Origin of the sequence: Nocardioides malaquae, from assembly GCF_015070385.1 — a bacterium.
In the GTDB taxonomy this organism is placed as follows: Bacteria; Actinomycetota; Actinomycetes; order Propionibacteriales; family Nocardioidaceae; genus Nocardioides; species Nocardioides malaquae.
The window spans coordinates 166,096-184,763 of record NZ_JADCSA010000001.1 but is presented as its reverse complement, the minus strand read 5'-3'; the positions used below and the strand labels follow the sequence as shown (position 1 = coordinate 184,763).

General features: G+C 69.8%; 14 protein-coding genes and 1 tRNA gene. 13 read left to right on the top strand and 2 right to left on the bottom strand.

Annotation, left to right across the window (positions count from 1 at the left end):
* The first annotated feature begins 16 nt into the window (after positions 1-16).
* From trpC to pyk, 8 genes are all read left to right on the top strand, one after another.
* The gene (gene trpC / locus IEQ44_RS00850) at positions 17-799 is read left to right on the top strand and encodes an indole-3-glycerol phosphate synthase TrpC (RefSeq protein ID WP_193636528.1); all 783 of its coding nucleotides are present in this window, start codon (positions 17-19) and stop codon (positions 797-799) included.
* Positions 796-2,040, top strand: coding sequence for a tryptophan synthase subunit beta (trpB, locus tag IEQ44_RS00845; protein ID WP_319804398.1), 1,245 nt, complete (start codon positions 796-798; stop codon positions 2,038-2,040). The genes trpC and trpB overlap by 4 nt, the downstream gene beginning before the upstream one ends.
* Positions 2,037-2,840: a tryptophan synthase subunit alpha gene (trpA, locus tag IEQ44_RS00840; RefSeq protein WP_193636527.1), complete on the top strand. Its 804-nt coding sequence runs from the start codon at positions 2,037-2,039 to the stop codon at positions 2,838-2,840. Before trpB ends, trpA begins: the two co-directional genes overlap by 4 nt.
* Positions 2,837-3,475: an SCO family protein gene (locus IEQ44_RS00835; RefSeq protein WP_193636526.1), complete on the top strand. Its 639-nt coding sequence runs from the start codon at positions 2,837-2,839 to the stop codon at positions 3,473-3,475. Before trpA ends, IEQ44_RS00835 begins: the two co-directional genes overlap by 4 nt.
* Before the next feature lie 8 nt (positions 3,476-3,483).
* Positions 3,484-4,392, top strand: coding sequence for a prolipoprotein diacylglyceryl transferase (gene lgt / locus IEQ44_RS00830; RefSeq protein ID WP_193636525.1), 909 nt, complete (start codon positions 3,484-3,486; stop codon positions 4,390-4,392).
* Positions 4,393-4,545: 153 nt separating this feature from the next.
* Positions 4,546-9,090: a glutamate synthase large subunit gene (gene gltB / locus IEQ44_RS00825; protein ID WP_438861831.1), complete on the top strand. Its 4,545-nt coding sequence runs from the start codon at positions 4,546-4,548 to the stop codon at positions 9,088-9,090.
* Positions 9,083-10,543, top strand: coding sequence for a glutamate synthase subunit beta (locus tag IEQ44_RS00820; protein WP_193636523.1), 1,461 nt, complete (start codon positions 9,083-9,085; stop codon positions 10,541-10,543). The genes gltB and IEQ44_RS00820 overlap by 8 nt, the downstream gene beginning before the upstream one ends.
* Before the next feature lie 146 nt (positions 10,544-10,689).
* Complete coding sequence (gene pyk / locus IEQ44_RS00815; RefSeq protein ID WP_193636522.1) at positions 10,690-12,138, top strand: pyruvate kinase; 1,449 nt, start codon at positions 10,690-10,692, stop codon at positions 12,136-12,138.
* Positions 12,139-12,147: 9 nt separating this feature from the next.
* On the opposite strand, the gene IEQ44_RS00810 is transcribed toward pyk, so the two are convergent.
* A tRNA-Leu gene (locus IEQ44_RS00810) sits at positions 12,148-12,221 on the bottom strand.
* A 72-nt stretch (positions 12,222-12,293) separates the two neighbouring features.
* On the opposite strand from IEQ44_RS00810, the gene IEQ44_RS00805 reads away from it, so the two are divergent.
* From IEQ44_RS00805 to IEQ44_RS00785, 5 genes are all read left to right on the top strand, one after another.
* Positions 12,294-12,896: an ANTAR domain-containing response regulator gene (locus IEQ44_RS00805; RefSeq protein WP_193636521.1), complete on the top strand. Its 603-nt coding sequence runs from the start codon at positions 12,294-12,296 to the stop codon at positions 12,894-12,896.
* A gap of 147 nt (positions 12,897-13,043) precedes the next feature.
* Positions 13,044-14,366 carry a branched-chain amino acid ABC transporter permease gene (locus IEQ44_RS00800; protein ID WP_319804397.1) on the top strand — a complete coding sequence of 441 codons (1,323 nt, stop codon included), beginning with the start codon at positions 13,044-13,046 and terminating at the stop codon, positions 14,364-14,366.
* A 13-nt stretch (positions 14,367-14,379) separates the two neighbouring features.
* Positions 14,380-15,498 carry a branched-chain amino acid ABC transporter permease gene (locus IEQ44_RS00795; protein ID WP_227486652.1) on the top strand — a complete coding sequence of 373 codons (1,119 nt, stop codon included), beginning with the start codon at positions 14,380-14,382 and terminating at the stop codon, positions 15,496-15,498.
* Positions 15,491-16,450 (top strand): ABC transporter ATP-binding protein, encoded by a 960-nt coding sequence (locus tag IEQ44_RS00790; protein ID WP_193636520.1) that lies wholly within the window; start codon positions 15,491-15,493, stop codon positions 16,448-16,450. The genes IEQ44_RS00795 and IEQ44_RS00790 overlap by 8 nt, the downstream gene beginning before the upstream one ends.
* Positions 16,443-17,201 (top strand): ABC transporter ATP-binding protein, encoded by a 759-nt coding sequence (locus IEQ44_RS00785; RefSeq protein WP_193636519.1) that lies wholly within the window; start codon positions 16,443-16,445, stop codon positions 17,199-17,201. The genes IEQ44_RS00790 and IEQ44_RS00785 overlap by 8 nt, the downstream gene beginning before the upstream one ends.
* A gap of 76 nt (positions 17,202-17,277) precedes the next feature.
* Here the strand turns inward: IEQ44_RS00785 and IEQ44_RS00780 are convergent, their stop codons facing one another.
* Positions 17,278-18,615, bottom strand: coding sequence for an ABC transporter substrate-binding protein (locus IEQ44_RS00780; RefSeq protein ID WP_319804396.1), 1,338 nt, complete (start codon positions 18,613-18,615; stop codon positions 17,278-17,280).
* Between the last annotated feature and the right edge of the window lie 53 nt (positions 18,616-18,668).

The window sequence follows — 18,668 nt, the reverse complement described above, 5'->3', positions numbered from 1 at the left end:
GCCCTGGAGGAACTGCGTGTCCGTCCTCGACGACATCGTCGCCGGTGTCCGGATCGACCTCGCCCGCCGCGAGTCCGAGACGCCCCTGCGTGAGGTGAGGGCGGCGCTCGCCGACGTCGATCCGCCGCGCGACCCGATGCCGCACTTCTCCGCTCCCGGCTCGAGCGTCATCGCGGAGGTGAAGCGCAGCAGCCCCTCCAAGGGTCACCTCGCCGACATCCCGGCGCCGGCCGAGCTCGCCGCGGCGTACGCCCGGGGCGGAGCCGCGGCGATCTCGGTGCTGACCGAGGAGCGTCGCTTCAAGGGGTCGCTCGACGACCTGCGCGCCGTGCGCGCTGCCGTCGACGTGCCGGTGCTGCGCAAGGACTTCATCGTCGAGAGCTACCAGCTCGTCGAGGCCCGGGCCGCGGGGGCCGACCTGGCGCTGCTGATCGTGGCCGCGCTCGACGACGAGACGTTGCGACGCCTCCACGACGAGGCACGCGAGCTGGGGCTGACCGTGCTCGTCGAGGTCCACGACGAGGCGGAGACCGAACGTGCGGTGGCGCTCGGCGCCGACCTGATCGGTGTCAACGCCCGCAACCTGAAGACCCTCGAGGTGGACTCGGCCACCTTCTCGCGGCTGGCGCCACTCGTGCCCGACGACCGCGTCAAGGTGGCAGAGTCCGGCATCAGCTCAGCTGACGACGTGGCGGGCTTCGTCGCCGACGGCGCCCGCGTGGTCCTGGTCGGGGAGGCCCTCGTCAAGGACGGCGACCCCGAGCAGGCCGTGCGCACCATGACAGGAGTGGGACTGTGACCGCCGCCCCCGGGCCCTACGGGGCCGACGAGCGAGGCTTCTTCGGCGACTTCGGCGGGCGGTTCATGCCCGAAGCCCTGGTCGCGGCGCTCGACGAGCTGACCGAGGCGTGGACGGACGCCATGGCCGACCCGGCGTTCGTGAAGTCCTTCGACGACGTGCTCGCCGACTACGCGGGCACGCCGAGCCGGCTCTACCACGCCGAGCGGCTCTCGCAGCAGGTCGGCGCCCGCGTCCTGCTCAAGCGCGAGGACCTCAACCACACCGGCGCCCACAAGATCCGCAACGTGCTCGGCCAGGCGCTGCTCACCAAGCGGATGGGCAAGACCCGGGTCATCGCCGAGACCGGTGCCGGTCAGCACGGCGTCGCCAGCGCCACCGCGGCCGCCTACTTCGGCCTCGACTGCACCGTCTACATGGGTGCCGTCGACACCCGCCGCCAGGCGCTCAACGTCGCCCGGATGCAGATGCTCGGGGCCACCGTCGTCCCGGTCGAGTCCGGCTCCGCAACGCTGAAGGACGCGATCAACGAGGCGCTGCGCGACTGGGTCGCCAGCGTCGACCACACCGCGTACCTCTTCGGCACCGCTGCCGGCCCCCACCCCTTCCCCAGCATGGTGCGCGACTTCTGTCGCGGCATCGGTGACGAGGCGCGGGCCCAGTGCCTGGAGCAGTACGGTCGCCTGCCGGACGCCGTGACCGCCTGCGTCGGTGGTGGCTCCAACGCCATCGGCCTCTTCACCGCCTTCCTCGACGACGAGGACGTGAAGATCTACGGCTTCGAGCCCGGTGGTGACGGTGTCGAGACCGGTCGCCACGCCGCCACGATCCACGCGGGGGAGTCGGGTGTGCTGCACGGCGCGCGCACCTACGTGCTCCAGGACGAGGACGGCCAGACCGTCGAGTCCCACTCGATCTCCGCGGGCCTGGACTACCCCGGGGTCGGCCCGCAGCACTCCCACCTGGCCAAGGTCGGTCGCGCGACCTACCTCCCGGTCACCGACGCCGAGGCGATGGAAGCCATGGCGCTGCTGGCGCGCACCGAGGGCATCATCCCAGCGATCGAGAGCGCCCACGCCCTGGCCGGCACCCTGCAGGTGATCCCCGACCTGGTGGCGGAGAGGGGACCGGAGGCCACCGTCGTGGTCAACCTCTCCGGTCGCGGCGACAAGGACATGGGCACGGCCATCGAGTGGTTCGGCCTCGGCGGCCCCGACCAGCAGGACGGAGGCGCGAAGTGAGCGTCAACACCACCGCACGCGCCTACGCCCGCGCCCGCGACGAGGGGCGGGCCGCCCTGGTCGGCTACCTGCCCGCCGGGTTCCCCGACGTGCAGGGGTCGATCGAGGCGATGAAGGTCCTCGTCGACTCCGGCTGCGACGTGATCGAGATCGGTCTGCCCTACTCCGACCCGGTGATGGACGGCCCCACCATCCAGGCCGCGGCCCAGCACGCCCTCGAGGCCGGCACGCGCACCCGCGACGTGCTGCGCGTCGTCGAGGCGGTGGCCGCGACCGGCACCCCCACCGTCGTGATGACCTACTGGAACCCGGTCGAGCGCTACGGCGTCGAGCGGTTCGCCACGGACCTGGCCTCTGCCGGTGGCGCGGGCCTCATCACCCCGGACATCACCCCCGACTCCGGCCAGGAGTGGATCGCCGCCGCCGACGCCCGAGGGCTGGACAAGATCTTCCTGGTCGCCCCGTCGTCGACCGACGCCCGCATCGCCATGACCACGGCCGCCTGCCGCGGTTTCGTCTACGCCACCGCCGTGATGGGGGTGACCGGGGCGCGCGCCACCACCAGTGACCTGGCCGAGCCGCTGGTGCGTCGCACCAAGGCCACCACCGACTTGCCCGTCGGGGTCGGCCTCGGCGTCAGCACCGGGGCCCAGGCCCACGAGATCGCTGCCTTCGCCGACGGCGTCATCGTGGGTTCGGCCTTCGTGCGGGTGCTCCAGCAGCACCTCGACGACCCGGTCGCGGGGCTCAAGGCCCTCGGTGCGCTGACCGAGGAGCTGGCTGCCGGGGTACGCCGGTGACGCCTCTCACGAGCCCGGCCACCCGGGCCGCGCGGTCGCTCGCGGCCCTGGTCACGGCCCTGGTCGCCCTGCTGGCGCTCGCGTCCTGCGGCGACGGCGGGGCCACCGAGGAGCCTGCCCGCATCAGCGGGGCCGAGCTCGACCAGCCCTACGAGGCGTCCTCCGTGCCGCTGCGGACCACGGAGGGGGAGGCGCGGTCGCTGTCTGACGTCGACAACGACCTGACGCTGGTCTTCTTCGGGTACACCCGGTGCCCGGACATCTGCGGCATCGTGATGTCCACCATCACGTCCGCGGTCACCCAGCTCGACGACGACCTGCGCGAGCGCGTCGACGTGGTCTTCGTGACCACCGACCCGGCCCGTGACGACGAGAAGACGCTGCGCGCCTACCTCGACCGTTACGACCCCTCCTTCGAGGGACTCACCGGTGACCTCGACGCGGTGGTCGAGAGCGGCCTCTCGGTGAAGGTGGCCGTCGAGGAGGGCGACAAGCTGCCCAGCGGCGGCTACGAGGTCGTTCACTCCGACCATGTCGTCGGCCTCGACGCCGAGGGCATGGGGCAGATCGTCTGGACCAAGGACATCTCGGCTCGTCAGATGTCGACCGACATCGAGATCCTCCTGACCCGCTGAGAGGCCCCATGCTGCTCGACGTGCTCCTGCCCCTGACCATCCCCAGCCCCGACCAGGGCGTGTGGCAGCTGGGGCCCTTCCCGCTGCGCGCCTACGCCCTGTGCATCATCGCCGGAGTCGTCGTGGCGGTCTGGATGGGCGAGCGGCGCTGGGTCGCGCGCGGCGGCACGCCCGGCGACGTCCAGGACCTCGCCCTGTGGGCGGTCCCGTTCGGCCTCGTGGGTGGGCGGCTCTACCACGTGGTCACCGACCACCACCTCTACTTCGGGGAGGGGCAGGACCCGATCACCGCCCTGTACGTGTGGCGGGGCGGCCTGGGCATCTGGGGCGCGGTCGCCCTCGGCGCGCTGGGCGTCGTCATCGGTGCCCGGCTCAAGGGCATCACGGTGCTGCCCTTCTTGGACGCCCTCGCCCCCGGCGTGCTGCTGGCCCAGGGCATCGGGCGGTGGGGCAACTGGTTCAACCAGGAACTCTACGGCGCGCCCACCGACCTGCCGTGGGGACTCGAGATCGACGACGACCACCGTCCCTACGAGTTCGTCGGGGCTGACGTCGCCTTCCACCCGACGTTCCTCTACGAGTCGCTGTGGGCCGTCGCCGGGTGCCTGCTGCTGCTCTGGATCGATCGTCGGCACAGGCTGCACCCGGGACAGGTCGTGGCCCTCTACGTCATGGTCTACACCGCCGGTCGCGGGTGGATCGAGAACCTCCGCATCGACACGGTCCAGTACGACGACCTGCTGGGCCTGCGCCTCAACTCCTGGACCTCGCTGGTGCTCTTCGCGGTTGCCCTGGTCGCCTTCGTCGTCCTCGGGCGGCGGGGGAGCGGCCGTCCGTCAGCGTTGCAGGGAGACGCCGGGACCCCCCTCGAGTCCGCGGCACCGCAGGGTGTTGACGACCCGCGGTCCGACGGCTGATCCTGAAGGGGCCCCCTTCCCCCGTTTCGGCGTCCTCGAGCGTCGGGGTGCTACTGTTCGTCGTCCGGGCCAACGTCGTCCCGCGCGATCTGCACTTCGTGGCGCACCCGCCCCTGGCGGGTGGTGACCACCAGGACGACGGGAGAAATGCCCATGCACGCATTCCCGCCTCGACAAGGGCTCTACGACCCGAGCTACGAGCACGACGCCTGCGGCGTGGCCTTCGTGGCCACCCTCACCGGCGTGCCGAGCCACTCGGTGGTGGCCCAGGGGCTCGAAGCACTCATCAACATGGAGCACCGGGGCGCCGCGGGCGCCGAGACCAACTCGGGCGACGGCGCCGGGATCCTCATCCAGGTGCCCGACGCCTTCCTCCGCGAGGTCGTCGACTTCGCGCTGCCGCCCGCCGGTGCGTACGCCGTGGGCACCGCCTTCATCCCCGGTGACGCCGCCGCGGTGGCCGACACCCGCCTGGCGATCGAGAAGATCGCCGGCGAGGAGGGCCTGGAGGTGCTCGGGTGGCGTGAGGTCCCGGTCGACCCCGAGGTCCTGGGGGCGACCGCCCTGTCGGTGATGCCGACCTTCGTCCAGCTCTTCGTCTCCTCGCCCGGCGCCGCGGTGACCGGGATGGACCTCGAGCGCCAGGCGTTCTGCCTGCGCAAGCGCGCCGAGCGCCTGACCGAGGCCTACTTCCCGACGCTCTCCTCGCGCACCATGGCCTACAAGGGCATGTTGACCACCGAGCAGCTCGGGCAGGTCTTCCCCGACCTCTCCGACGAGCGGGTCGCCTCGGCGATCGCCGTCGTGCACTCACGCTTCTCGACCAACACCTTCCCGAGCTGGCCGCTGGCCCACCCCTTCCGGTTCATCGCCCACAACGGTGAGATCAACACGGTCAAGGGCAACCGCAACTGGATGCGCGCCCGTGAGGCACTCCTCGCCTCCGACGAGTTCGGCGGCGACCTCGAGAGGCTCTTCCCGATCTGCACCCCGGAGTCCTCCGACTCGGCCTCGTTCGACGAGGTGCTGGAGCTGCTCCACCTCGGGGGCCGGTCGCTGCCCCACTCGGTGCTCATGATGATCCCCGAGGCCTGGGAGAACAACGAGCTCATGGAGCCGCGCCTGCGCGCCTTCTACGAGTTCCACTCCACGATGATGGAGCCGTGGGACGGCCCCGCGTGCGTGGTCTTCACCGACGGCACCCAGGTCGGCGCCGTGCTCGACCGCAACGGCCTGCGTCCCTCGCGCTACTGGGTCACCGACGACGGTCTCGTCGTGCTCTCCTCCGAGGTCGGCGTGCTCGACATCGACCAGTCCCGGATCGTGCGCAAGGGTCGGCTCAAGCCGGGCCGGATGTTCCTGGTGGACACCGAGGAGCACCGCATCGTCGAGGACGCCGAGATCAAGGCGACCCTGGCCGACGAGCACCCCTACGAGGAGTGGCTGCGCGACAGCCTCATCAACCTCAAGGACGTGCCGGACCGCGAGCACGTGGTGCACACCCACGCGTCGGTCACCCGGCGCCAGCAGGTGTTCGGCTACACCGAGGAGGAGCTGCGCATCATCCTGGCGCCGATGGCCAACACCGGGGGCGAGGCCCTCGGCTCGATGGGCACCGACACGCCCATCGCGGCGTTGAGCGAGAAGCCGCGCCTGGTCTTCGACTACTTCCAGCAGCTCTTCGCGCAGGTGACGAACCCGCCGCTGGACGCCATCCGAGAGGAGCTCGTGACCTCCCTGTGGGGCACGGTCGGCCCGGAGTCCAACCTGCTGGAGCCCTCTCCGGACTCCTGCCGCCAGGTGGTCATCCCCTTCCCTGTGCTCTCCAACGACGAGCTGGCCAAGCTGCGCTACCTCCACCAGGACAGCGAGCGGCCAGAGTTCGTCACCCACGTCGCCCGCGGGCTCTACGAGGTCGCGGGCGGTGGCCGGGCGCTGGCGGCGCAGATCGACGAGATCTGCCGCGAGGTCTCGGTCGCCATCGAGAGTGGCGCGCGCATCATCGTGCTCTCCGACCGGCACTCGACCGCAGACCTGGCTCCCATCCCGTCACTGCTGCTCACCGCCGCGGTGCACCACCACCTCGTGCGCGAGAAGACGCGTACGCAGGTCGGGCTCGTCGTCGAGGCGGCCGACGTGCGGGAGGTCCACCACGTCGCCCTCCTGCTGGGCTATGGCGCCTCGGCCGTCAACCCCTACCTGGCGATGGAGTCCGTGGAGGACCTGGCTCGTGAGGGCTACTACGTCACCGTGGAGCCCGAGGTCGCCGTCAAGAACCTGGTCAAGGGTCTGGGCAAGGGCGTCGTCAAGGTGATGAGCAAGATCGGTGTGTCGACCGTCGCGTCCTACACCGGCGCCCAGATCTTCGAGGCGATCGGCCTCTCCCAGGAGCTGGTCGACAAGTACTTCACCGGCACCACCTCCAAGCTCGGTGGCATCGGCATCGACACGCTCGCCGAGGAGGTCTCGCGCCGCCACTCCACCGCCTACCCCCGTGGTCTGGCCGTGCCCACCCACCAGCGTGAGCTGGAGACCGGCGGCGAGTACCAGTGGCGTCGTGACGGGGAGCCGCACCTCTTCGACCCCGAGACCGTCTTCCGGCTGCAGCACTCGACGCGTGAGGGCCGCTACGACGTCTTCAAGCAGTACACCCAGCGCGTCGACGAGCAGTCGGAGCGCCTGATGACGCTGCGCGGGCTCTTCCGTTTCAAGGACGCGGAAGCCCTGGGGCGTACGCCTGTGCCGATCGACGAGGTCGAGCCGATCAGCGAGATCGTGAAGCGTTTCTCGACCGGTGCCATGTCCTACGGCTCCATCAGCAAGGAGGCGCACGAGACCCTCGCCGTCGCCATGAACCGGCTGGGCGCCAAGTCCAACACCGGCGAGGGTGGCGAGGACCCGGACCGGTTGTACGACCCGGAGCGGCGCTCGTCGATCAAGCAGGTGGCCTCTGGCCGCTTCGGCGTCACGAGCGAGTACCTCACGAACGCCGACGACATCCAGATCAAGATGGCGCAGGGCGCCAAGCCCGGCGAGGGTGGCCAGCTGCCCGGCAACAAGGTCTACCCCTGGGTGGCCAAGACCCGGCACTCGACGCCCGGCGTCGGACTCATCAGCCCGCCGCCCCACCACGACATCTACTCCATCGAGGACCTGGCCCAGCTGATCCACGACCTGAAGAACGCCAACCCCCAGGCGCGGATCCACGTCAAGCTGGTCTCCGAGGTCGGTGTCGGCACGGTCGCGGCCGGGGTGTCGAAGGCGCACGCCGACGTCGTGCTCGTCTCCGGCCACGACGGCGGCACGGGCGCCTCCCCGCTGACCTCGCTCAAGCACGCGGGTGGTCCGTGGGAGCTCGGCCTCGCCGAGACCCAGCAGACCCTGCTGCTCAACGGGCTGCGCGACCGCATCGTCGTGCAGGCCGACGGCCAGCTCAAGACCGGTCGCGACGTCGTCATCGCCGCCCTGCTGGGCGCGGAGGAGTTCGGCTTCGCCACCGCCCCGCTGGTGGTCTCCGGATGCGTGATGATGCGGGTGTGCCACCTCGACACCTGCCCGGTGGGCGTGGCCACCCAGAACCCGGTGCTGCGCCAGCGCTTCAGCGGCCGGCCGGAGTTCGTGGTCACGTTCTTCGAGTACATCGCCCAGGAGGTGCGTGAGCTCCTCGCCGAGCTCGGTTTCCGCAGCATCGACGAGGCGGTCGGCCAGGTGGAGGCACTCGACACCGTCGCCGCCGAGAACCACTGGAAGGCCTCCGGCCTGGACCTCTCGCCGATCCTGCACAAGGTGGAGAACCCGCCGCAGTTCGCCGACCAGGACCTGCGCTGCACGAAGACCCAGTACCACGCCCTCGACAAGGCCCTCGACAACCAGCTCATCGAGCTGGCCCGGCCTGCAATCGAGACCGGCGAGCCGGTCCGTGCCCAGGTGCGGATCTCCAACGTCAACCGGACCGTGGGCACCATGCTCGGCCACGAGGTGACCAAGCGTCACCGCGGCGCCGGCCTGCCCGACGGCACGATCGACATCACCTTCACCGGCTCGGCCGGCCAGTCGTTCGGCGCCTTCGTGCCGAAGGGGGTCACGCTGCGCCTCGAGGGCGACGGCAACGACTACGTCGGCAAGGGCCTCTCCGGGGGCCGGATCGTGGTGCGCCCGCCGCGCGAGGCGACGTACGACGCCAGCCAGCAGGTCATCGCCGGCAACACGATCGGCTACGGCGGCACGTCGGGGGAGATCTTCCTGCGTGGTCAGGTGGGGGAGCGCTTCTGCGTGCGCAACTCCGGCCTCACCGCGGTCGTGGAGGGCGTGGGCGACCACGGCTGTGAGTACATGACCGGCGGTCGCGTGGTCGTGCTCGGTCCGACCGGACGCAACTTCGCGGCCGGCATGTCGGGCGGCTACGCGTTCGTGCTCGACCTCGACCCGATCCGGGTCAACCACGAGCTGGTGGACCTCTCGCCCGTCGAGGGCGAGCGGGTCGCCGAGCTCGAGGCGATCGTCCGGGAGCACCTCGAGGAGACCGGTTCCACGGTCGCCGAGGAGCTGCTCGCCGACTGGCCCGCGTCCGTGGGCCGATTCACCGAGGTCATGCCTCGGGACTACCGTCGCGTGCTCGTCGCACGCGCCGAGGCCCTCGCCGAGGGTCTCGACGAGGACCAAGCTGCTGCGCGCATCATGGAGGTGCTTCATGGCTGACCCGAAGGGCTTCCTCAAGCACGAGCGTCAGGTTGCTGACCGTCGTGCGGTGGAGGAGCGAGTCAACGACTGGAACGAGGTCTACCCCGGCAGCGCCGGGCGTGCCCTCCTGCCGATCATCCGGACGCAGGCGAGCCGTTGCATGGACTGCGGCATCCCGTTCTGCCACCAGGGTTGCCCCCTGGGCAACCTGATCCCGGAGTGGAACGACCTGGTCTACCGCGACGACTGGGACGGGGCGATGGACCGTCTGCACAAGACGAACAACTTCCCCGAGTTCACCGGCCGGCTCTGCCCGGCCCCGTGCGAGACGGCCTGCGTCGTCGGCATCAACCAGCCGGCGGTGACCATCAAGAACGTCGAGGTCTCCATCATCGACCGTGCCTGGGACTCCGGGTACGTCCGCCCCGAGGCCCCTGAGTGGCTCTCGGGCAAGACGGTGGCCGTGGTCGGCTCCGGACCCGCAGGTCTGGCCGCCGCCCAGCAGCTCACCCGGGCCGGTCACACGGTCGCGGTCTACGAGCGGGCCGACAAGCCCGGGGGCCTGCTGCGCTACGGCATCCCCGAGTTCAAGATGGAGAAGAAGCACCTCGACCGTCGCCTCGACCAGATGCGCCGCGAGGGCACGATCTTCCGCAGCGGTGTGGAGGTCGGTCAGGGCACCCTGACCGGTGAGCGGCTCCGTCAGCGCTACGACGCCGTCGTGCTGGCCGTCGGTTCCACCGTCCCGCGTGACCTGCCGGTCCCGGGGCGGGAGCTCGACGGCATCCACCAGGCGATGGAGTTCCTGCCGCAGGCCAACCGTGAGGCATTCGGCGAGACCGTCGAGGGCCAGATCCGCGCCGACGGCAAGCACGTGGTCATCATCGGTGGAGGCGACACGGGCGCCGACTGCCTCGGCACCTCGATCCGCCACGGCGCCGCCAGCGTCACGCAGCTCGAGATCCTTCCGCAGCCGAGCACGGAGCGGCCGGCCGGCCAGCCGTGGCCGACCTACCCGATGATCTTCCGGGTCTCCTCGGCCCACGAGGAGGGTGGCGAACGGGTCTACTCGATCTCCACCACCGAGTTCGTCGGCGACGAGGAGGGTCGGGTCAAGGCCCTGCGCATCGTCGAGGTCGACGGGTCGTTCCAGCCGGTCCCGGGCACCGAGCGCGAGCTGCCGGCCGACCTGGTGCTGCTCGCCATGGGATTCGTGGGTCCTGAGCAGCCCGGTCTCGTCGAGCAGCTGGGTGTGGAGATCGACGCCCGCGGCACGATCGTCCGCGACGACCGCTACGCCACCTCGGTCGAGGGTGTGTACGTCGCCGGCGACGCGGGGCGTGGACAGTCTCTCATCGTGTGGGCAATCGCCGAGGGCCGCGCGGCCGCCGCCGCGGTCGACGAGTTCCTCACCGGGACGACGGAGCTGCCGGCTCCGATCCCCCCGACGGAGCGACCGCTGGCCGTCTGAGCGGCACTTACGACCGGCGCGGCCGGGTCGCCCCCACGGGGGGCGGCCCGGCCGTTCGGCATCAGCGGTGGGTGAGTGGGCCGATGTTCACGCGCGTGACATCGCGGTGACACGACCCAGCAGGGCGGGTCGGTAGACTCCTGCCCGTGCGTAGAGCAAAGATCGTCTGCACCCTTGGCCCGGCTGTCGACAGCCCTGAGAAGATCCGTGAGCTGGTCGAGGCAGGCATGGACGTCGCTCGGCTCAACATGAGTCACGGCACCCACGCCGACCACGCGAGGACCTACGCGATGGTGCGGGAGGTCAGCCGATCCACCGGCAAGGCCATCGGGGTCTTCGCCGACCTGCAGGGCCCCAAGATCCGGCTGGGCGTCTTCCGGGACGGTCCGGTCGTGCTGGTGCCGGGGCAGGCCTGGACCATCACCACTCGCGACGTCGAGGGCGACAGCGTCGAGTGCGGCACGACGTACAAGGGCCTGCCCGGCGACGTCGCTCCCGGTGACCCCATCCTGGTCGACGACGGCAAGGTCCGGTTGGAGGTCGTCGACGTCGACGGTCCCGACGTGCACGTGAAGGTCGTCGTCGGGGGAGCGGTCTCCAACCACAAGGGCATCAACCTGCCCGGCGTCGCGGTCTCGGTGCCGGCCCTGTCGGAGAAGGACTCCGAGGACCTGCGCTGGGCGCTGCGTCAGGGCGTCGACTTCATCGCGCTGAGCTTCGTGCGCCAGGCCGAGGACGCCGACGACGTCCGGGCCATCATGGCGGAGGAGGGAGTCACCGTCCCGGTCATCGCGAAGATCGAGAAGCCGCAGGCCATCGACAACCGTGAGTCGATCATCGACGCCTTCGACGGCCTCATGGTCGCCCGTGGAGACCTCGGGGTGGAGTGCCCGCTGGAGCAGGTGCCGCTGCTCCAGAAGATCCTGATCGAGCTGGCCCGCCGCCACGCGAAGCCGGTGATCGTCGCGACCCAGATGCTGGAGTCGATGATCAGCGCACCCGCCCCGACCCGCGCCGAGGCCTCCGACGTCGCCAACGCCGTGCTCGACGGCGCCGACGCGGTGATGCTGTCCGGGGAGACGAGCGTGGGGCGCCACCCGATTGCCGCGGTGCGCACGATGTCCCGCATCGTCGAGAACACCGAGGACCATGGCCTGGCCCGGATGGCAGCGGTGGACTGGCAGCCCCGCACCAAGGGCGGGATCATCTCGAAGGCCGCCAACGAGGTCGCTCACCGCATGGGCGCCAAGTACCTCGTCGCCTTCACCCAGAGCGGCGACTCGGCCCAGCGGCTGGCCCGCTACCGCGGTGCGATCCCGATGTTGGCCTTCTCGCCGTTGGAGTCGACCCGCAACCGGCTGGCCCTGACCTGGGGCCTGGACACGCTGCAGACTGCCCACGTGGCCACCACCGACGAGATGGTGCTGCAGATCGACGAGGTGATGCTGGCCTCGGGGCGCGTCGTGGAGGGCGACTTCATCGTCATCACGGCCGGCACCCCGGCGGGCATCCCCGGCTCGACGAACGCCTTGCGCGTCCACCGGGTGGGGGACGCGATCAACGCCGTGGCCCCGGCCTACCGCAAGGACTCCTGACCACACGGGTGCCCCGGGTGGGATTCGAACCCACACTGGACGGTGTTTGAGACCGCTTCCTCTACCGGTTGGGATACCGGGGCCCGCGTGCGGAGCACAACTTACTCCAGGTGCGGGCTGTCGGGGCACCTCGGGGCAGGGGATAACCTCTGGTCGTGACCGCATCGCCCGTAGCCGCCCCCACCGTCGTGATCGCCGAGGACGAGGCACTCATCCGCATGGACCTCGCAGAGATGCTCCAGGAGGAGGGCTACGAGGTCGTCGGGCAGGCGGCTGACGGCCAGCGGGCGGTGGAGCTGGCCGAGGAGCTCCGCCCCGACCTGGTGATCCTCGACGTGAAGATGCCGGTGCTCGACGGGATCGCCGCCGCCGAGCGCATCGCCGCCCAGCGGATCTGTCCGGTGGTGATCCTCACCGCCTTCAGCCAGCGCGAGCTGGTCGAACGCGCCCGGGACGCGGGCGCCATGGCCTATCTGTTGAAGCCCTTCAGCCGCTCCGACCTGGCGCCCACCGTCGAGATGGCGGTGGCCCGGTTCGCCGAGGTCCGCGCCCTCGAGTCGGAGGTGGCCGACCTCGCCGAACGGCTCGAGACCCGCAAGTCGATGGACCGGGCCAAGGGCCTGCTCCAGAGCGAGCTCGGCATCAGCGAGGTCGAGGCCTTCCGGTGGATCCAGAAGACCGCCATGGACCTCCGCCTCTCCATGCGTCAGGTGGCCGACGGGGTCATCGAGCACGGTCCCGGAGTCGCGAAGGGCTGATCCCGGCACGGGGGACTGGTGCCGCTGGGCCAAGAAGGTCACTTTTTGGCATCACTGCGCTCCGGCGGTGTGACGTGCTGCACACGAACGGCGTTCCGCACCTACACTTCCCAGTGCGTCCGTGGGGGGCGTGGGAACGGAGGCCCGGTGAAGCAGCATCCACGACCGCCCGGAGGGTGGGCGCGACGCGTTCTCCAGCACGGCACGCGACGAGGGGTGCCACTGATGGTGCTCGCGCTCCTCGCGCTCCTGGGTCCACCGGCGCACGCCGTCGAGACCATGTGCATGCCGTCGGAGGAGTCGGCGTGCATCGCGGGCACGTTGCGCACCGAGGAGGGGGTCCTGCCCGACGTCGACCTGGTCCTGACCTCCCCGTCGGGTGTCGAGGAGACCGTCACGACCAGTGACACCGGACGGTGGAACCTCCAGGCCACGGAGGAGGGCCAGTGGGAGATCGAGATCGTTGCCGACTCCCTGCCCGACAACGTGGCGACCGAGGGCACGGCCACGGTCCAGGTCCAGCTGGGCAAGACCACCGCGGGCCTCATCCCCGTCCGGACCACCTCCTACAGCTCCGAGCGCACCTTCGGCGACTACCTGGTCCAGAGTGCCGCCAACGGCGTACGCCTGGGCCTGATGCTGGCGCTCGCGTCGATCGGTCTCTCCCTCATCTACGGCACGACCCGGCTCTCCAACTTCGCCCACGCCGAGCAGGTCACGCTCGGCGGCATGCTGGCCTACGGCTTCGTCAACGTGGGCGGTCTCAACCTCTGGGTGGGAGCCGCGATCACCGTCGCGATCTGTGCGGCGGTGGGCTGGACCCAGGACAGAGTGATCTGGCAACCGTTGCGGCGTCGTGGGTTGGGCCTGACCCAGCTGCTGATCGTGACGATCGGCCTCTCCCTCGCACTGCAGTACTGCTTCCAGTTCTTCGTGGGCGCAGGGACGGTCCGGGTCACCAAGGAGAATGCCGCGGTGACGGAGATCGGGCCGATCACGATGACCACCATCTCCTTCTCCGCCATGGGCATCGCCGTCGTGGTCCTGGCAGCGGTCGGGTTGGGGTTGCTGAAGACCCGGATCGGTCGGGCCACCCGTGCGGTGGCCGACAACCCCGACCTCGCGGCCGCCTCGGGCATCGACGTCGACCGGGTGATCCGTCTCGTGTGGACCGTGTCGGCCGCCCTCGCCGGGCTCTCGGGGATCATGTACGCCCTGGTGATGAACGGCATCAAGTGGGACTCCGGCATGCAGATCCTGCTGCTCCTCTTCGCCGCCGTCACCCTGGGGGGACTCGGCACCGCCTTCGGCGCCCTGATCGGTTCGCTCATCATCGGGTTGGTCGTGGAGCTGGCACCTGCGCTCGGCATGCCGGGCGACTTCAAGTACGCGACCGCGATGCTGATCCTCATCCTGCTCCTGCTCGTGCGGCCCCAGGGCCTGCTCGGCAAGGCGCAGCGGGTCGGCTGAAGGAGGCATCGACATGACGATCGACACCGAGACCCAGGGCCGCGAGGAGCCGACCCGGCGCAGCCGCGCGGCACGGCGGGCCCTCCTCATCGCCGGTGGCATGCTCGCCGGATTCCTGGTCCTGCTGGTGGTGGGCGAGTTCGTGCCGGGTGCCCCGGGCGCGATCGCCCGGTCGATGGTGCGCGAGGCGATCAGCCCGCAGACGGCGGCCGTGGCCATCGCGGTCATCGGGCTCAACGTGCACTTCGGCTTCACCGGTCTGCTCAACATCGGCCAGTCCGGGTTCATGCTGCTGGGTGCCTACGGGTTCACCATCTCCATCATCCAGGGCCTGCCCCTGCCCGTCGCAGCGCTGGTGGGGCTCCTGGCGGGGGTGCTCTTCGCCCTCCTGCTCGGCATGCCGACCCTGAAGCTGCGCGGTGACTACCTCGCGATCGTGACCATCTCGGCAGCCGAGATCATCCGGTACGTCGGCCGTTCAGCCCTGCTGACCGACTACACCGGCGCGGCGCAGGGGCTGCAGGGCAAGCAGTACCGCGACCCCTTCACCGACCTCTCCTTCTTCGGCGACGGCAGCGCGAGCTTCTTCTTCCTGGACTACCAGATGACCGGTGTCAACGGCTGGTGGGTGCGCTTCGTCGCCTGGTCGCTGGTGGCGCTCTGCGTGCTGGGGGTCTTCCTCCTGGTCCGCAGCCCCTGGGGCCGCCTGCTCCGGGGCATCAGGGAGGACGAGCACGCCATCCTGAGCCTGGGCAAGAACGTCTTCGTCGTGAAGATGCAGGCCCTGGTGATCGGAGGCACCCTCGGTGCCCTCGGGGGTATTGTCTACGTGCTCCCGGCGTCGGTCCAGCCTGACTCGATGGGTCGCGCCCTGACGTTCTTCGCGTGGACCGCGCTGCTGCTCGGAGGCGCCGCCACGATCTTCGGCCCCGTCCTGGGATCGATCCTCTTCTTCTCGGTGCGCATCTTCATCAAGGGCACGGCCAACGCCACCATCCCCGACAGCCTGATGAACACCCAGCAGACGGAGCAGTTCTCCTGGATCGTCGTGGGCGTGGCGCTGATGCTGCTCGTCATCTACAGACCTCAGGGCATCCTGGGGGACAAGAGGGAGTTGCGATTCAATGTCTGAGCGCACCACTGCTGGCGTCGGCTCGATGGCGGACCCGGACGCTCGCCGTCGCCTCATGTCCGGGGTGCCCGCCACTCCCGGCGCGGCCAAGCCCGACCCCATCCTCACGGTCGACCGGATCACCCGCCACTTCGGTGGCATGACGGCGGTCGACGTGGAGCACCTCGAGGTGCAGCGCGGCATCATCACCGCACTGATCGGACCCAACGGTGCCGGCAAGACCACGTTCTTCAACCTCGTCACCGGGTTCGACAAGCCCAGTGACGGAAAGGCGGCGAGCTGGAGCTTCGACGGCCGCACCCTGAGCAAGACCTCCGCGTCGAGCGTGGCCAAGGCCGGCATGGTCCGCACCTTCCAGCTGACCAAGGCGCTGAACCGGATGACGGTGCTCGACAACATGATGCTCGGCGCGCGAGGCCAGGCCGGCGAGAACCTGTTCAAGGCCATGTTCCGGCCCGCCTGGGCAGCCCAGGAGGCCGAGGTCGAGGACAAGGCGCGCGAGCTGCTCCAACGCTTCAAGCTGTGGGAGAAGCGCGACGACTACGCCGGCAGCCTCTCGGGCGGTCAGCGCAAGCTGCTGGAGATGGCGCGGGCCCTGATGACCGACCCGACCATGATCATGCTCGACGAGCCGATGGCCGGGGTGAACCCTGCCCTCACCCAGTCGCTGCTGGGCCACATCCAGGGTCTGCGTGACGAGGGCATGACCGTGCTCTTCGTCGAGCACGACATGCACATGGTCCGCCACATCTCGGACTGGGTCGTGGTGATGGCGGAGGGGCGGATCGTGGCGGAGGGCCCGCCGGACACCGTGATGAGTGACCCCGCGGTCATCGACGCCTACCTGGGCGCCCACCACGACACCGACCTCGGCGACGACGACCTGCTGTCCGACGAGGTGATGGCCGACCTCGCCCACGAGGTCGAGCAGGAGGAGAAGGAGCATGGCTGAGAACGCGCGCCCGGTGCTGGAGACCGATTCCCTGGTCGCGGGTTACCTGCCCGGGGTCAACATCCTCAACGGGTGCAGCATCACTGCCTACCCCGGGGAGATGATCGGCATCATCGGTCCCAACGGTGCCGGGAAGTCGACGCTCCTCAAGGCGATCTTCGGCCTCGTACGCGTCCACGAGGGCACCGTGCGCCTGAACGGTGAGGACATCACCAACACGCGCACCAACAAGCTGGTGGCCCAGGGGGTCGGATTCGTCCCGCAGACCAACAACGTGTTCCCCTCCCTCTCGATCGAAGAGAACCTCCGGATGGGGCTCTTCCTGCGGCCGAAGAAGGTCTCGGAGCGGTTGCGGGCGATGTGGGACCTGTTCCCGGTGCTGGCCGACCGCCGCAACCAGAGCGCCGGTCAGCTGTCGGGAGGCGAGCGCCAGTCCCTCGCGATGGCCAGGGCCCTGATGATGGAACCCTCGGTCCTGCTCCTCGACGAACCGTCGGCCGGTCTCTCGCCGGTGCGTCAGGACGAGACGTTCCTGCGCACCAGGATGATCAACCGCACCGGCGTCAGTGTGGTCATGGTCGAGCAGAACGCTCGTCGGTGCCTCCAGATCTGCGACCGTGGCTACGTGCTCGACCAGGGGCGCGACGCCCACACCGGTACCGGTCGCGAGCTCGCGAACGACCCGAAGGTGATCGAGCTCTACCTCGGCACGCTGGCAACCGACGTCGACAACGGACGCGCTTCCGGCTGAGGCTCTCCTCCGCACGTGGAACTGCCCCGGACCGCTGAGCGGTCCGGGGCAGCTCCGTCTGGTGCTGGGGGAGCGGTCAGCTCTTGCCCTCCACGGTGCCGGTGAGCTCGTTCTTGTTCTCGGCGTTGTAGGTGAAGATCCCGATGAAGGCCGACGACGGGTCGTTCTTCTCGTTGATCGGCCCGATGCCCGACGGTCCGGCGTACCGGATCTCCTTGCCCTCGTCCAGCAGGGCGACGCAGTCGGCGTAGGTCGAGCACTCCTCGCCGTCCGTGGCGCCGGAGACAGCGGCCAGGTTCTTCTGGATGGTGGTCGGCTTCGTGTCCCCGCCCTTGACGGCAGCCAGTGCGGCGAGGATCACCGCGTCGTAGGACTCCGCGCCGTAGGCGAAGTCGCGCAGGGTGTCACCCTCGGCGAAGTCGTACCAGCCGACGAGACGGTCCTTGAAGCCCTGGTCCGGGTCGGCGCCCGGGATCGTGCCCTGGGCCCCCTCGAGGGTCCCCTCCTCGAGGTCCTCGCTGTAGTCGGCGGTGTTGCCGTCGGAGTAGTAGGTCTTCGACATGTCCCAGCCGGCGTTCGCGAGCTCGGGAATGATGGTCTTGGTCTCGTCGAAGGCCAGGATCACGATCGCGTCCGGGTTCGTGTTGAGGGCCGCGGTGACCTCCGCCGAGAAGGTGGTCTGTCCGGCGGGGAACTCGTTCCCGTCACCCTTGCCTCCGTAGACGACCTTGCCGCCGGCGCCCTCGAACGCCTCCTGGACCGCGTTGCGCAGACCCACGCCGTAGGTGTCGTTGAAGACGAGGAAGGCCAGCTTCTCGTGGCCGTCGGTGGCGACCAGGTTGCCGAGCGCGTTGCCCTGGATGCCGTCCGGCGGTGCGGTGCGGAAGTAGAACGGGGAGTAGCCGCTGAGGTCGACGGCGGTGTTCGCCGGCGAGATCTGGACGATCTTGTTGTCGGTGATGGTGTCCACGAAGTTGAGCGTCACGCTCGAGGAGGCGGCGCCGACCACGACGGACGGCTTGCTGGAGACCATGGTCCCCGCAGAAGCGGTCGAGATCGACATGTCGGTCGAGTCGCCCGAGTCGAGGATCTGGTGGCAGGCGTCTGCGTCACCGACGCCGCCCGCCTCGTTGATGTCGGAGACGGCCAGGCCCACGCCGGCGATCTCCGGGGGACCGAGGTAGGAGAGGTTGCCGGTCAGGGGCAGGATGCCGCCGACCTTGAAGGTGTCGGCGGAGCTGGTGCCGTCGCCGCACTCCTCGTTGGTGAAGCCCGAGGTGTCGACGTCGGAGCCGGTGTCGGACCCGTTGTCGGACCCGTTTCCGGAGTCGGAGCCGCATGCGGTCAGGACCAGGGACAGTGCCCCCACCCCCGCCATCGCCTTGAGCCAGGAGGTGGTCGTGGATCTGTTCACGTCGTGAACCTTTCTGCTCGGGAGGTTCTCCGACGCCGTCGGAGTGCTCAGCA